Raw genomic sequence first — 15,094 nt, forward strand, 5'->3', positions numbered from 1 at the left:
CGCTGATGCTCGATATCAAGAACCTGCTGGTGCGCCGTGGTGAGGGCGCGCTGGCTCATCATGTACGCCTGCCGCATTTGCAGATCGGTGCCGGGGAAATCCTCGCCATCACCGGCGAGAGCGGTAGCGGCAAAAGCACCTTGCTCGAAGCCATCGGCCTGTTGCTCGCGCCGGTGGAGCTCGAGCGCTTTCGGTTGGGCCCGACGCACGCTCAGGATATCGCCCACCTGCTGGCGACCGACGACCAGCCGGCGCTCGCAGCGGTGCGTTCACGGCACTTGGGCTTCATTTTGCAGAGCGGCGGCTTGCTGCCGTTCCTGAGCGTGCGCGACAACATCAGCCTGCCGCGCCGTTTGCTCGGGATGTCGGCGAACAGCGAACACATCGACCACGCCGTCGACGTGTTGCGCCTGCAAGGGTTGCTGGATAAACAACCGCAGGCCTTGTCGATCGGCGAGCGCCAGCGCGTGGCCTGCGTTCGGGCGATTGCCCATGAACCGCTGCTGCTGTTGGCCGACGAACCGACCGCCGCGCTCGATCCGCACAGCGCCCGGCGTTTGTTCGAGTTGCTGCTGAGCCTGGTGTCGAGCATGGGGTTAAGTGCGCTCGTGGTGTCCCATGACTGGGCCTTGCTGAAGGATTTCGGCTTGCCGCGACTCGGCGCTATCAGCCATCAGGGAGAAACACTGTTTGAACCGATGGATTGATCGCTTGCGCCTGCTGGGCTCACTGGCGCTGCAAGACCTCTGGCACGACCGCAAGGTCTCGCTGTGCATCGCCGCGTCCCTGGTGGCGGTGATAGCGCCGCTGTTGCTGCTGTTCGGGCTCAAGCACGGGGTGGTCAGCCAGTTGCAGGACGAACTGCTGCGTGACCCGCGCAACCTTGAAGTGAAGATGCTCAGCAACGGCAACTACGACACGGCCTGGATCGAGCGTTTGCGCCTGCGCCCCGAAACCGGTTTTGCCCTCGGCCAGACCCGCTCGCTCAATACCCAGGCAGACCTGCTGATCGGCATGCAACGGTTTGTCGAAGGTGCGGAAATCATCGCCACGGAACCTGGCGATCCACAGCTGAACCTGCCGTCGCTTACCCCCGTCGGCAATCAAGTGATCCTCAGCGCCAGCGCCGCGCAACGTTTGCAGGCCAAGGTTGGCGACAGCGTGCAACTGCGGACGTTGCGGCGCCTGGAAGGGGTCAATGAACGCGGCGAGATGACGCTGACCGTGCTGGCGGTGCTCGACGGCGCCCGGTTCGGGCGTGCGGCCGGGTTTGTCGCCCCGCCGCTGCTGCTGGACCTGGAGCACTTTCGCGACGGTTATCAGGTCAGTGCGTTCGGCGTCGCCACCGGCAAGCCGCTGGGCAATCTGCAACCGCTGTACGCCCGCGCCCGCGTGTATGCACGCAACATCGATCAGGTCGCACCGCTGGAGCACTGGCTCAACGAACAACACATCGAAACGTCGAGCCGGCTGGCCGACATCGACAACGTCAAAGCCATCAACCATGTGCTGGGACTGATCTTCGGCGTGATTGCCGTGGCGGCGCTGATCGGTTGCGTGGCGTCGATGGTCGGCGCGTTCCTGGCCAACATCGATCGCAAGCGTAAAAGCCTGGCGGTCCTGCGCCTGCTGGGATTCAAGCGTCGGGCCGTCGGTGGTTTTGTGGTCTTGCAAGCGCTGATACTGAGCCTGGCCGGTTACATCGGCGGGCTGGGGTTTTATGCTGTCGGCAGCCATTTGTTCGACTACTTGCTGGGCAGCAGCCAGGCCACCGGCACCTTCGTTTGCCACATCACCGTCTGGCATGGCGTTGCCGCCCTGCTCCTGACCTTTCTGGTCGCTGCATTGGTGGCCGTGGTCGGCGCCCTGCGAGCCATCAACATCCAACCTGCGGAGAGTCTGCGTGAGCTATAAACGTTTTGGCTTGCTGTTGCCCCTGAGCCTCGGCTATTTGCTCGACGCCTCGGCGGCGGGCTGGGAAGAGAAGTATTACAACCCGATGCCGGACGCCGCAGACGTGGTGCTGCCGATGCCCTGCGAAGGCTCGATGGTGTTTCGCAAGGTGTTCATCCCGGTGGCCGGGCCGCTCGACGACTATCCGATCAACATCGGTCAGGACGGCGCGGAATACGGCTACGTCGAGCAGACCCGGCCGACGTTCATCGCCGGTAGCTTCACGGGCGGCAAGAACGACAAATCCCGCTATTACCTGATGGCCAAGTACGAGATGAGTCAGCTGCAATACGCCGCGCTGACCGAAGCCACCTGCCCCACCGCTGCCACCAAACTGCGCGTGCCGCAAACGGCCGTGAGCTGGGTGCAAGCCATCGAAGCCGCCGACAAGTACAACCTGTGGCTGCGCAAAAACGCGGCCGACAAGTTGCCCAAGGAAGACGGCGCGCAGGGCTTCCTGCGCTTGCCGACTGAAGTCGAGTGGGAGTTCGCCGCACGCGGAGGGCTGGAAGTCAGCGCCGCTGAATTCCGCGATACGCATTACCCGATGCCGGACGGCATCAATGCCTACGAGTGGTTCGCCGGGGCGCAATCCTCCAACGGCAAAGTGCAGTTGTCCGGTCTGCAAAAGCCCAATCCGCTGGGCCTGCATGACATGCTCGGCAACGTCGACGAAATGATGTTCGAGCCGTTTCGCCTGAACAAGCTCGACCGCCAGCACGGTCAGGCCGGCGGCTATGTGGTGCGCGGCGGCAACTACCTGACCGCTCAGGCCGACCTGCGCACGGCATTGCGCAAGGAAGCGCCGTATTACAACGCCGACGGCCAGGTGAAGAACAAAACCACGGGCCTGCGCCTGGTCATGGTCTCACCGACCCTGACCTCTCGCGAACGGGTCGCCAGCATCGAATCCAGCTGGAAGAAACTCGGCACCGGCAGCAAGGAAACCGAATCCGCCGACAAAGGCACGGTGCAATCCCTGAACAGCCTCGCTTCGGGCGTCGAAGACAAAGCGCTCAAGGAAAAACTCCAGGCCCTGGAGAACCAGTTGCGCGCCAGCAACCAGCAGCAGGAAGAAACCCGCGACCAGGCGATTCGCGCCAGCCTCAATCTGGGCGCATTCTTGTGCACCAAGATGCTCGACGACGGCCAGTACGTGGACTTCCTGCAAAAGAACTACAAGCTCAACTGCGAAAGCGCGGACAAGGACGCGAGCTGCGACATGCGTAAAACCAAGCTCGACGAGCAAAAGGATCGCCTGCACAAACTCAGCCGTTACTACGCCAGCAGCCTGGTGGAATCGGCGACCTTGTACGGCCAGCCACTGCTTGAAACTCAGGTGCCGGTGATGGAAGAAATCATCACCCGCAACAAACAGCTGCAAGACCTGAAACCTTACTTGCGCACCCACTGGGCCAATCAGAAAGCGTTCCTCCAAAAACAGAAGATCGACACTGAAGCCTGGCTGAGCAGCTGCAAAGCCGTCACTCAATAACTCACCTCAATAAAAACGCGTCAACACCGTCACCTAGGAGTTTCACCATGTCGCGCAGCCTTTGGACTCGCTTCAAGCTACAGATCGCTTTCGTTGTTGCCGGCAGCCTGCTGCTGACCGGTTGCGCCAACACCGGTAGCTCCATGCTCGGCGAAAGCGGCGGGGCCGACCCGCGCCTGACCCAGGGCCAGGACGCAGAGTTCTTCAGCAAGTCCGGCTACCAGGCCTGTGCCATGGGCGCCGGTGTCGGCATCCTCGCGTGCGCACTGTCCAACAGCAACAACAAAGCGGTGTGTGCCGTCGCCGCCGGTATTACCGCGTGTGGTGTGGCCATGGGCGCGAACTACTATCTGGATCAGCGTCGCAGCGAATACGCCGACACCACCACCCGCCTGGCTAAAATGAACAGCGACGTCGAACAAGACACGCAGAACGTGATCGCCCGTACCGCGACCGCTCAGCAAGTGATCAATGACGATCAGGCGCAGATCGCCCAGATCAAAAAGGACATCGCCAACAAGAAAGTCGACAAGGCCAAGGCCCAGGTGCAAATCGCCGAGATTGATTCGAACATCGCGCGCCTGCGCAAAGACCTCGGCAACATGCGCACCAAAGTCACCGAGTACACCAAAGTGGCAGACGCCGAGCGTGCACAAGGCGCCACCGGTGCGGAGATCAAGCAGGTGGACATGAACATCATGAAACTGAACCAGAAAGTCGCCGCCCTGCAGAAGGAAGTCGACGGTCTGTACAGCCAACGCTCCGCGATCACCCTGGGCTAAGCACATGACGTTACGACAACTGGCGGTCCTCACCGCCGTCCTGGCCTTGAGCGGTTGCGCGACCAAGCCGGGCGAATGCGATGCGACCAATCGCGACAGCAGCATGCTGACCAAGATGAACTGCGACTACTCCGGTGGTTACAGCGATCAGGTCAAGCAGAAGGAACTGGCCCTGAGCGAGTCCCGTCAACAAAACGCGATGTTCCGTCAGGTGTACGAGAACATCCAGGCCCAGCAGCTCAGCACCAAGACCGACCTGGCCAGCCAGCAGAAAGCCCAGGCAACGCTGAATCAGTCGCTGGGGCAACTGCTGAGCTCGCTCAAGGCCCGGCATGCCAATGAAAGCTCGGTGCAGAAGCAGATTGCCGGCCTCGAGCAGCAGCTCAAGGCTTCGCAAGCGGCGCCCGTGACCAAATCAACGCCCGCAACCCTGGCGGCCAAGCAGGAAGAGCTGAAGGCGTTGCAGAAGAAGGTCAATCAACTGCAATTCAGCCTCGGCTACGAAGAGTAACTTTTCACCCCGCAGGCCTCCCGACGGAGGCCCGCACTTTTTCAGGAATCGTCGTCATGCAGCGGGTCATCAGGGATGCGCAAGCCACACCGGAGGGGATGAGTGCGCTGCAAGCCAAAGTCGCCCTCATCCAGAAACACTTTCCGCCGACCGTCGCCAGCCTGTTTGCTATCCCGCGGATGGGCAGCGGCGACGTGCTGGAATGGTGGACCGAACTGGGTGGCCAACCCACGCCCTACGCCGACCTCAACGAGGACGCGCAACGACGTTTGCTGCAAACCTATGAAGTGCGTCAGACGTCCCTCGGACAGCTGGCGGACGAACTGCAACGACGCGGTCAACCGAAGGAAGCGGAAGACCTGCGCAGCCTGCTCGGTACGCCAGAGCTGGACAAACTCTACAGCCTCAACGGTGAGCCGTTGGTGGTGCGCTGGCACCAGCGTCCGCCCAAGCCCATCGTGCCGCCGGTGGTCCCGGTGGTGCCAGTCGTACCGCCGTCGCGTCGTGGCTGGTGGATCGCGGCGGCCTTGCTCGCATTGCTGTTGCTGCTGCTGGCGCTGTGGCTCTGGTGGTTCCTGCACCGTGAACCCGTTGTCGTGGTGCCACCGGTTGCGCCGGTCGCGCCCGTGGTGACGCCCGTCGAGAAACCGGTTGAGCCTGTTCCAGAGCCAGTTCCCGAGCCTGTCGTGGAACCGGAACCTGTTCCGGAACCAGAACCGGTGCCCGAACCAAAACCAGTGCCGCCACCCAAGCCGGTCCCACCACCAAAACCGGCCGCGCCGCCACCGCCACCGCCACCACCGCCGCCACCTCCAGCCCCGACGCTGGATAACTACGCGTGCCGTAAAAAAGCGCCGGATGCCGTGCCTCCGCAATTTGTGGTGGTACTCGACACCTCGGGCTCGATGGACTTGAACATCAAGTCGGTGAAATCCGATGAGGACTGGTTCTTCGGCAATGAGATGAACAAGTACCTGGACGTGAACCGCACCCGGCAAATTTTCGCCAAGCCCAGCCGCATGGACGTCGCCAAGGACTCGCTGGCCGGCATGATCAACGGGCTCGATCCAAAGATCGACACACGCCTGATCACCTTCGCCGGTTGCGAAAGAACACCGGACCAGGGCGTGTTCCGGTTCGGCGACCGTCAGCGGTTGATCAACGGGATCCGCGGACTGGTGCCCAACGACGGTACGCCGCTGGCCGACAGCCTGGCCTACGCAGCGAGCACGGTCGACGGGCGCAATAACGATGCGGTGATCGTGATGTTTGTCGACGGTGAGGACGGTTGCCAGAAAGACGCTTGCGCGGTGTCCCGCCGAATCGCCAGGGAACAACCGCGCTTGCGGGTCAACGTGGTGAAAATCGGCGCCGGTGGCCCGTCACGCTGCATCGCTGAAAACACCGGTGGCCGGGTTTACAGCAGCACCAATGCGGCTGAGCTGGGTAGTCAGCTGAAACAGGCGACCAAGGAAGTGTCGAGCAATGCCAAGTGCGACTAGTCACTTGGCTTGAATACTAAGGTGGGCCCATCGCGGGCAAGCCACGCTCCCACAGGATTTGTGTCGCTCACAAGAGAGCGGAACAACCTATAACCCTGTGGGAGCGGAGCCTGCTCGCGAAAGCGATTTCAAAGGCGCCTCAACGAAACCGGTCAACCTCTTGGCGCAAGTCCGCCGCCAGGCTTTCCAGCTCCTTGGCCGTCACCGCCAGGTTCGACACCACTTCCCGCTGTTCACTGTTCGCCAACGCAATACTCTGCAGGTTGCTGCTCAGCAACGTCGCCGTGCTGCTTTGCTCCTGAGTCGCGGTGGTAATCGCCGCAAACTGCTGACCGGCCGAACGGCTCTGCTCATCGATCCGCGCCAGGGCTGAAGCCACATTGGCGTTCCGCGACAGACCTTCCTGCATCAACACATTGCCCTGTTCCATGGTGCTGATGGCGTTGCCGGTTTCTTGCTGGATGCTGTTGATCATCCCGGATATTTCGTCAGTGGCCTGACGAGTGCGCGATGCCAGGTTACGCACCTCATCGGCCACCACCGCAAAGCCACGGCCCTGCTCACCGGCGCGAGCCGCTTCGATGGCGGCGTTCAGCGCCAGCAGGTTGGTCTGTTCGGCAATCGCAGTAATCACACCGACGATACCGCCGATTTCCTGGGAACGCTGGCCCAGAGTGTTGATCACCGTCGCGGTGCTGTTCAACGCACCGGCAATTTGTTCCAGCGATGCTGAGGCTTCGTCCATCGAGGTACGACCGATCTGGGTTTGCTGGGCGTTTTCCTGGGCGAGCCGCTGAGTGTTGCCCATGTTGTCGGCAATGTTCAGGGACGTGGCGCTGAATTCCTCCACGGCGCCGGCCATGCTGGTGATCTCGCCGGACTGCTGCTCCATCCCTTCGTAGGCGCCACCGGACAGACCGGACAATGCCTGCGCACGGCTGTTGACCTCGGCCGAGGCCTTGCGAATGTGCTCGACCATGGTCGACAAGGCCTGACTCATCTGGTTGAACGCGCGGGCCAGTTGACCGATCTCGTCGTTGCTCGCCACGTTCAGGCGCACGCTCAAATCACCGGCGCCCAAGGCTTCGGCCTGACGCACCAGATCACCCAGCGGCGCGAGTTTGCTGCGCAGCAACCAGACAGCCGAACCGACCGCGATCAACATCGCCAGCAGACTGCCAATGGCCAATTGAATGCCGACACTCCAGGTCACCGCACTGATTTCAGCTTTTGGCATGCTCGCCACGACCGACCATGGGCCACCATCGAACGGCACGGACACGCTGTAGAAATCTTCGGATTTATCACTCCAGAACTGGCCTTTTCCCGGTGTCTTCGCCAGTCCGACGATGGCCGGGACAGCTTGATCCAGTGCCTGCACACCCGAAATCGGCACCAGCCATTTGCTTTGCTCATCGAGCAACGCCAGGGAGCCGGTCTGGCCGATGCGGAAACGCTTGAGATTCTCGAACTGCGCGTTCTGCGCGTCGGTGTAATCGAACCCTACGAAGAGCACGGCAATCACCTTGCCGCTGCTGTCGCGCACGGGGGTGTATTGCGTCATGTAGGAGCGATCAAACAGCAAGGCGCGACCGACATAGCTCTGCCCCGCCATCAAGCGTGCATACGCCGGATGAGCGTGATCGAGCAGCGTGCCGATGGCGCGGTTGCCGTCCTGTTTGGTCAGGGAGGTGCTGACCCGGATAAAGTCTTCGCCGCTGCGCACGAACAACGTCGCCACGCCCGCGGTCATTTGCTTGAACTCGTCGACTTCCTTGAAATTGTTGTTCAACACTTCGCTACCCAGGTGCAAGCCCGGAGTCTGCGTGCCCGCCACCGCCACCGGCTCCTCCGGGTGCACGCTCAGACCGACGCTGAAGCGCTTCTCGAACAGACCGGCCAGACGCTGGGTGCTTTCACGCAAGGTGCCGTGAAAGGTGCTCAACTGATCGGCCAGCAACCGGGCTTCACTGGCCAGGTGCTCTTCGCGGGTGGCGAGGTTGGCAGTGTCCAGCGAACGCAGGGCGAACACGGTACTGCCAGTGATGACAATCGCCAGTATCACGGCAAGCGCAAGACCAAGCTGTGAGGCGATCCGGGCACGGGGTTGAGACATGACAGCTCCTGGCCGAGCGACCTGATCCTGCTTGATCGGGCTGAGCACTCAGCAAAATTTTCCAGATAATGGGGAAAAGCGTCGAACCAGCACGAAGGTTCCACCTGCAGATTTTCGGCGGCAAAACCGAATACTTGAGTAAATAGCCCGGATATGGCTCAAGGCCTCTACTGCGTGGGCTCTATCGATTCAGCTCAACCGCTGCACAACCGGTAAATCCATGGCCCGGACCTCTCCCAGCAGAAAATCGCTGAGCCTGCGCAAACGTTCACCTCCGGGGCGGGTTTTCGGCCAGACCAGGTAGTAATTCTCACCGCTGGCGACCGCCGTCGGCCACGGCAGACTCAAGCGCCCCTGTGCGACATCCTCCGCCACCATCAGCAAATCCCCCATGGACACGCCATAGCCCCGCGCGGCGGCGATCATGCCCAGCTCCAGGGTGTCGAACACCTGGCCGCCCTTGAGCGAGACCTCATCGGTCAGGCCCATGCGGTCGAGCCAACTGCGCCAGTCACGCCGATCCGGTGTCGGGTGCAGCAGCTCAGCGCTGGCCAAACGCGCGACGTCCCACGGCTGGTCGTTCAGCAGATTCGGCGCGCCGACGGGGATCAGCTCCTCGGGGAACAGCAGCGTGGCCTCCCAGTCCGGCGGGAAATGCCCGTTGCTGAGGATCACGGCGCAATCGAACGGCTCCTGATTGAAGTCCACCGAATCGATGTCCATCCAGGCGCTGGTCAGTTGCACTTCATTGCCCGGTTGCAGGTGCCGGAAACGGCTGAGCCGCGCCAGTAACCAGCGCATGGTCAGGGTCGAGGGGGCTTTCATGCGCAGGATGTCGTCTTCGGCGCGCAAGGTATTGCAGGCGCGCTCCAGGGCGGTGAAACCGTCACGAATGCCCGGCAGGATCAACCGCGCCGACTCGGTCAGTTGCAAATTTCGCCCACTGCGGTGAAACAACCGACAGGCGAAATGCTCTTCGAGCGTACGGATATGCCGGCTCACCGCACTCTGGGTGATCGACAGTTCTTCAGCCGCGCGGGTGAATGAACTGTGCCGCGCCGCCGCTTCAAATGCGCGCAAGGCATACAAGGGAGGAAGACGACGGGACATGAGGAAAGCTCCTATAGTGCAATCCGGCTACCGTAGCAGAATCTGTTCTGCATGAGTCTGACTCATGCTACCCATCCTTTTTATCCCTTTGTGTTAACCCCGTGAAGCGCCGAGAATCGACGCTTTCCAGACCTCTTTGATAATCGAGCGTGATGACCATGAAGCATCCAGCGCGTATTGAACTCTGGGCCATCCTGCGGCTGGCGGGGCCGCTGATTGCCTCGCAGTTGGCGCACATGCTGATGGTCCTCACCGACACCTTGATGATGGCGCGCCTGAGCCCCGAAGCGTTGGCCGGCGGCGGTCTGGGTGCGGCGACCTACTCGTTCGTGTCGATTTTCTGCATCGGCGTGATTGCGGCGGTCGGCACCTTGGTGGCGATTCGTCAGGGCGCGGGTGACATTGTTGGCGCCGCACGACTGACCCAGGCCGGATTGTGGCTGGCGTGGTTGATGGCGCTGGTGGCCGGACTGCTGCTGTGGAACCTCAAACCGGTGTTGCTGCTGTTCGGCCAAACCGAAACCAACGTCCACGCCGCCGGGCAGTTTCTGCTGATCCTGCCGTTCGCCCTGCCCGGTTACCTGAGTTTCATGGCGTTGCGCGGTTTTACCAGCGCCATCGGCCGGGCGACGCCGGTGATGGTCATCAGCCTCGGCGGTACCGTGGCCAACTTCCTGCTCAACTATGCGTTGATCACCGGCATGTTCGGCCTGCCGAAAATGGGTTTGATGGGCATTGGGCTGGTGACAGCGATTGTCGCTAACCTGATGGCGGTGGCACTGGCCCTGCACATCCGCCGGCATCCGGCATATGACGCCTATCCGTTGCGCCAGGGCCTGTCACGGCCGAACCGTCAGTACCTGAAAGAACTGTGGCGCCTCGGCCTGCCGATTGGCGGCACGTACGCAGTGGAAGTCGGACTGTTTGCGTTCGCCGCGCTGTGCATGGGCACCATGGGCAGCACGCAATTGGCGGCGCACCAGATCGCCCTGCAGATTGTTTCGGTGGCGTTCATGATTCCGGCGGGGCTTTCCTACGCGATCACCATGCGCATCGGTCAGCACTATGGCGCCGGGCAGTTACTGGATGCACGGTTGGCCGGACGGGTCGGCATTGCCTTCGGCGCGGCGGCGATGCTGGGCTTTGCGATGGTCTTCTGGTTCCTGCCGAATCAGTTGATCGGCCTGTTCCTGGACCACAACGACCCGGCGTTCCGCCCCGTGATTGAACTGGCTGTAAGCCTGCTGGCGGTGGCAGCGTGGTTCGAGCTGTTTGACGGTACGCAAACCATCGCCATGGGCTGCATACGCGGGCTCAAGGACGCCAAGACCACGTTCCTGGTCGGGTTGGGCTGTTACTGGCTGATAGGCGCACCGGCCGCGTGGTGGATGGCCTTCCATTTGCACTGGGGGCCGACGGGTGTCTGGTGGGGGTTGGCGCTGGGGCTGGCGTGCGCAGCGGTGAGTTTGACGCTGGCGTTTGAATGGAAGATGAAACGGATGATTCGGCAGGAGCCTCAATCTCAAGGATTCAAGATCGCTCAGGCCGAATGAAATCCCCCTGTAGGAGTGAGCCTGCTCGCGATAGCGGTCTGTCAGTGAACAATGATGCTGACCGATACACCGCTATCGCGAGCAGGCTCACTCCTACAAGGGATTTGAGTTAGCTCACGACTTCCAGCACTGGCAACTGATCGCTGCCGAAGGTCAGGTACTCAACCAGATCCGCCAACGGCAGCGGCTTGCTGATCAGATAACCCTGCACCTGATCACAACCAAACCCGCGCAACAAATCGAGCTGCTCCACTGTTTCCACCCCTTCTGCGACGACCTCAAGATTGAGGTTGTGCGCCAGGTTGATCATCGCGTGGACCAGTTTGCGGTTCTCTTCACGCTCTTCCATGCCGCCGACAAAGCTCTTGTCGACCTTGAGCAAGGCGATCGGCAGGCTGTTGAGGTGCACGAAGGAGGAGAACCCGGTGCCGAAGTCATCCAGGGAGAAGCGCACGCCCAGGCGTCCGAGGGCGTCCATGGTTTGCTTGACCAGATCGCTGCGGCGCATCACGGCGGTTTCGGTCAGTTCGAACTCCAGCCACTGTGCTTCGACGCCGCGTTCGGCAATCAGCCGGCTCAGCGTGGAGAGCAATTGGCTGTCCTGGAACTGCCGGAATGACAGGTTGATCGCCATGTGCAGCGCCGGCAGGCCCTGTTCGCGCAAGGCCTGCATGTCCCGCAGCGCCCGGGAAATCACCCAGTAACCGAGCGGCACGATCAAACCGCTTTGCTCGGCCAGCGGCACGAATTCGCTGGGCGCCAGCAAGCCGCGCTCGGCATGCCGCCAGCGCACCAAGGCTTCGAGGCCGACGATCTGGCCGTCAGCCATGTTCAGGCGCGGCTGGTAATGCAGTTCCAGCTCGTCACGGCGCAAGGCCCGGCGCAGCTCGCTTTCAAGGTCGGCCATGCTGCGGGCGTTGCGGTTGATGCGTTCGTTGAAAATGTGAAAGGTGCAGCCTTGCGTGCTCTTGGCCTGCTGCATGGCGATGTGCGCGTGCCACATCAGCGGGTCGGCGCCGGCCTGGGCCCGGGCGTGGGCGATGCCCAGGCTGGAACCGATCAACAGGCTTTCACCGTCGACCCAGTAGGGTTCGGCCAGCGCTTCGGTGATGCGTTCGGCCATCCATTCGGCACGTTGAGGTGCGCGGCGGGTGTCGATCAGCAAGGCGAACTCATCGCTGCCCAGGCGCGCGAGTTGATCGCCGGCCTCAAGCTGGCTTTTCAGCCGCGCGACCACTTGCAGGATCAAGCGGTCGCCGGCCTGGTGACCAAGGGCATCGTTGGCGTGACGGAAGTTGTCGAGGTCTAGGTGACCGAGGGCCAGGCCACGGCCTTCGTTTTCCGCCAGACGTGCGGCCAGCAGGGTCTGGAAGCCCTGGCGGTTGGCGATGCCGGTCAGCGGATCTTGCTCAGCCAGGCGTTGCAGGGTGTTTTCCAGCAGGCCGCGCTCGCGCACATGCCGCAGGCAACGACGCAGCATCCCGGCATCGAGCAGGTCGCGCACCAGCCAGTCACTCACACCATCGGGCGGCATCAGTGGCTCGTGTTCGAGCAACAACACCGTCGGCAAGCTGCAACGGCCTGGTAGCGGCTGAAGTGCAGGAACAGTCAACAACACCGCATGGCGATTGTCATCGAACAGACTGCTGACCGACTCCCAGCTCGGCGCGCTGATGAGCACGGCCGAGCTCCCCATCGGAGCCAGACACTCGCGCAACAACGCTGCCCACGCTGGCTCTTCGGCCAGTAGCAGCAAACGCAAGGGTTCGACAGGCGTAGACAAGCTAGCTCCCTAGACTCTGCAAAGATGTAGGCGGCAGGCATTATGCCGCGCCGCTAACCAATGACCAAATGACATCAGTTGTCAAACGTGACTTTGTGTCAGGAATACGAACATTAGCCGCAGATTCACCGCGCATCCTGCTTGAAAGTAACAAAACCGGCAATTAGAGAAAGCGTGTTGCGTCACAAGTCGGACAGAGCAGCAGAATTCGCTGAGCCTGTTAAAATGCCGGCCCATTTCATAAATGACCCCCTGAATTCCGTATGTCCCGACTCAATCCCCGGCAGCAAGAAGCCGTGAGCTACGTCGGCGGCCCTCTTTTGGTGCTCGCCGGCGCAGGCTCCGGCAAGACCAGTGTGATCACGCGAAAGATCGCGCACCTGATCCAGAATTGCGGCATCCGCGCCCAGTACATCGTCGCCATGACCTTTACCAACAAGGCCGCGCGCGAGATGAAGGAACGGGTCGGCACCCTGCTCAAGGGCGGCGAAGGCCGTGGCCTGACGGTGTGCACCTTCCACAACCTGGGGCTGAACATCATCCGCAAGGAACACGTGCGGCTGGGCTACAAACCGGGCTTCTCGATCTTTGACGAGACTGACGTCAAAGCCTTGATGACCGACATCATGCAGAAGGAATACGCGGGCGACGACGGCGTCGACGAGATCAAGAACATGATCGGCTCGTGGAAAAACGACCTGATCCTGCCTGCCGAAGCCCTGGAAAACGCGCGCAACCCCAAGGAACAGACCGCCGCCATCGTCTACACCCACTACCAGCGCACGCTCAAGGCGTTTAACGCGGTGGACTTCGACGACCTGATCCTGCTGCCGGTGAAGCTGTTCCAGGAACACGCCGACATCCTCGAAAAGTGGCAGAACAAAGTCCGCTACCTGCTGGTGGACGAATACCAGGACACCAACGCCAGCCAGTATTTGCTGGTGAAACTGCTGATCGGCACGCGCAACCAGTTCACCGTAGTCGGCGACGATGACCAGTCGATCTACGCCTGGCGCGGCGCGCGTCCGGAAAACCTGATGTTGCTCAAGGATGACTACCCGTCCTTGAAAGTGGTGATGCTGGAGCAGAACTACCGCTCCACCAGCCGCATCCTGCGTTGCGCCAACGTACTGATCTCGAACAACCCGCACGAATTCGAAAAACAGCTGTGGAGCGAGATGGGCCACGGCGACGAGATCCGCGTGATCCGCTGCCGCAACGAAGACGCCGAAGCCGAGCGCGTGGCCGTGGAACTGCTGACCCTGCACTTGCGCACGGACCGGCCCTACAGCGATTTTGCGATCCTGTATCGCGGCAACTACCAGGCCAAGCTGATCGAGCTGAAGCTGCAACACCACCAGATTCCGTATCGCCTGTCCGGCGGTAACAGCTTTTTCGGACGTCAGGAAGTGAAGGACCTGATGGCCTACTTCCGCCTGATCGTGAACCCGGATGACGACAACGCCTTCCTGCGGGTGATCAACGTCCCACGCCGGGAGATCGGTTCGACCACCCTGGAAAAGCTCGGCAACTACGCCACCGAACGCAAAATCTCGATGTACGCCGCCACCGACGAAATCGGCCTGGGCGAGCATCTGGACACGCGCTTCACCGATCGCCTGTCGCGTTTCAAGCGCTTCATGGACAAGGTGCGCGAGCAGTGCTCTGGCGAAGACCCGATCTCGGCGCTGCGCAGCATGGTCATGGACATCGACTACGAGAACTGGCTGCGCACCAACAGCTCCAGTGACAAGGCCGCCGATTACCGCATGGGCAACGTCTGGTTCCTGATCGAGGCGTTGAAAAACACCCTGGAGAAGGACGAAGAAGGCGAGATGACCGTCGAGGATGCCATCGGCAAACTCGTGCTGCGCGACATGCTGGAGCGTCAGCAGGAAGAGGAAGACGGCGCCGAAGGTGTGCAGATGATGACGCTGCACGCCTCCAAAGGCCTGGAATTCCCGTACGTGTTCATCATGGGCATGGAAGAGGAAATCCTCCCGCACCGTTCCAGCATCGAAGCCGACACCATCGAAGAAGAACGCCGCCTGGCCTACGTCGGGATTACCCGCGCGCGTCAGACCCTGGCCTTCACTTTCGCCGCCAAGCGCAAGCAGTACGGCGAGATCATCGATTGCGCGCCGAGCCGCTTCCTCGATGAGCTGCCGCCGGACGATCTGGCGTGGGAAGGCAACGACGACACGCCGGTTGAAGTCAAAGCCGTTCGCGGAAATACCGCATTGGCGGATATACGCGCGATGTTAAAGCGCTAGAATTGAGCACTTTTTA

At 61.5% G+C, this 15,094-nt stretch carries 11 protein-coding genes; 8 read left to right on the top strand and 3 right to left on the bottom strand.

Annotation, left to right across the window (positions count from 1 at the left end; genetic code table 11):
* Nucleotides 1–5 precede the first annotated feature (5 nt).
* From H8F22_RS16990 to H8F22_RS17015, 6 genes are read left to right on the top strand one after another with little or no spacing between them, the layout of a single operon-like run.
* Nucleotides 6–707, top strand: a complete 702-nt coding sequence (locus H8F22_RS16990; RefSeq protein WP_027926381.1) for an ABC transporter ATP-binding protein — start codon at nt 6–8, stop codon at nt 705–707.
* Entirely contained in the window at nt 691–1,914 is a 1,224-nt protein-coding gene (locus H8F22_RS16995; RefSeq protein WP_194940475.1) for an ABC transporter permease, read from the top strand. The genes H8F22_RS16990 and H8F22_RS16995 overlap by 17 nt, the downstream gene beginning before the upstream one ends.
* Nucleotides 1,904–3,448 (top strand): SUMF1/EgtB/PvdO family nonheme iron enzyme, encoded by a 1,545-nt coding sequence (locus H8F22_RS17000; RefSeq protein WP_027926379.1) that lies wholly within the window; start codon nt 1,904–1,906, stop codon nt 3,446–3,448. Before H8F22_RS16995 ends, H8F22_RS17000 begins: the two co-directional genes overlap by 11 nt.
* Before the next feature lie 47 nt (nt 3,449–3,495).
* Nucleotides 3,496–4,230, top strand: a complete 735-nt coding sequence (locus H8F22_RS17005; RefSeq protein WP_027926378.1) for a hypothetical protein — start codon at nt 3,496–3,498, stop codon at nt 4,228–4,230.
* A gap of 4 nt (nt 4,231–4,234) precedes the next feature.
* A complete protein-coding gene (locus H8F22_RS17010) occupies nt 4,235–4,741 on the top strand; it encodes a hypothetical protein (RefSeq protein WP_027926377.1) in 507 nt (168 codons plus the stop codon).
* A 56-nt stretch (nt 4,742–4,797) separates the two neighbouring features.
* Nucleotides 4,798–6,243 carry a vWA domain-containing protein gene (locus H8F22_RS17015; protein ID WP_194940476.1) on the top strand — a complete coding sequence of 482 codons (1,446 nt, stop codon included), beginning with the start codon at nt 4,798–4,800 and terminating at the stop codon, nt 6,241–6,243.
* A gap of 139 nt (nt 6,244–6,382) precedes the next feature.
* Here the strand turns inward: H8F22_RS17015 and H8F22_RS17020 are convergent, their stop codons facing one another.
* Together H8F22_RS17020 and H8F22_RS17025 are read right to left on the bottom strand one after the other, a co-directional pair.
* Complete coding sequence (locus tag H8F22_RS17020; protein ID WP_059181960.1) at nt 6,383–8,359, bottom strand: methyl-accepting chemotaxis protein; 1,977 nt, start codon at nt 8,357–8,359, stop codon at nt 6,383–6,385.
* Between the two features lie 189 nt (nt 8,360–8,548).
* On the bottom strand, nt 8,549–9,469 hold the full coding sequence (locus H8F22_RS17025) for a LysR substrate-binding domain-containing protein (protein WP_059181959.1): 921 nt from the start codon (nt 9,467–9,469) through the stop codon (nt 8,549–8,551).
* Between the two features lie 158 nt (nt 9,470–9,627).
* Here H8F22_RS17025 and H8F22_RS17030 point away from each other — a divergent pair, with 158 nt between their 5' ends.
* Nucleotides 9,628–11,022 carry a NorM family multidrug efflux MATE transporter gene (locus H8F22_RS17030; RefSeq protein WP_027926373.1) on the top strand — a complete coding sequence of 465 codons (1,395 nt, stop codon included), beginning with the start codon at nt 9,628–9,630 and terminating at the stop codon, nt 11,020–11,022.
* Nucleotides 11,023–11,131: 109 nt separating this feature from the next.
* Here H8F22_RS17030 and H8F22_RS17035 read toward each other — a convergent pair whose 3' ends face one another.
* Entirely contained in the window at nt 11,132–12,805 is a 1,674-nt protein-coding gene (locus tag H8F22_RS17035; protein WP_027926372.1) for a putative bifunctional diguanylate cyclase/phosphodiesterase, read from the bottom strand.
* 263 nt (nt 12,806–13,068) lie between these two features.
* Between H8F22_RS17035 and rep the strand changes: the two genes are divergently transcribed.
* Nucleotides 13,069–15,078: a DNA helicase Rep gene (gene rep / locus H8F22_RS17040; RefSeq protein WP_027926371.1), complete on the top strand. Its 2,010-nt coding sequence runs from the start codon at nt 13,069–13,071 to the stop codon at nt 15,076–15,078.
* The last annotated feature ends 16 nt before the right edge of the window (nt 15,079–15,094 follow it).

Source organism: Pseudomonas mucoides (genome assembly GCF_015461845.1).
GTDB classification, from domain to species: domain Bacteria; phylum Pseudomonadota; class Gammaproteobacteria; order Pseudomonadales; family Pseudomonadaceae; genus Aquipseudomonas; species Aquipseudomonas mucoides.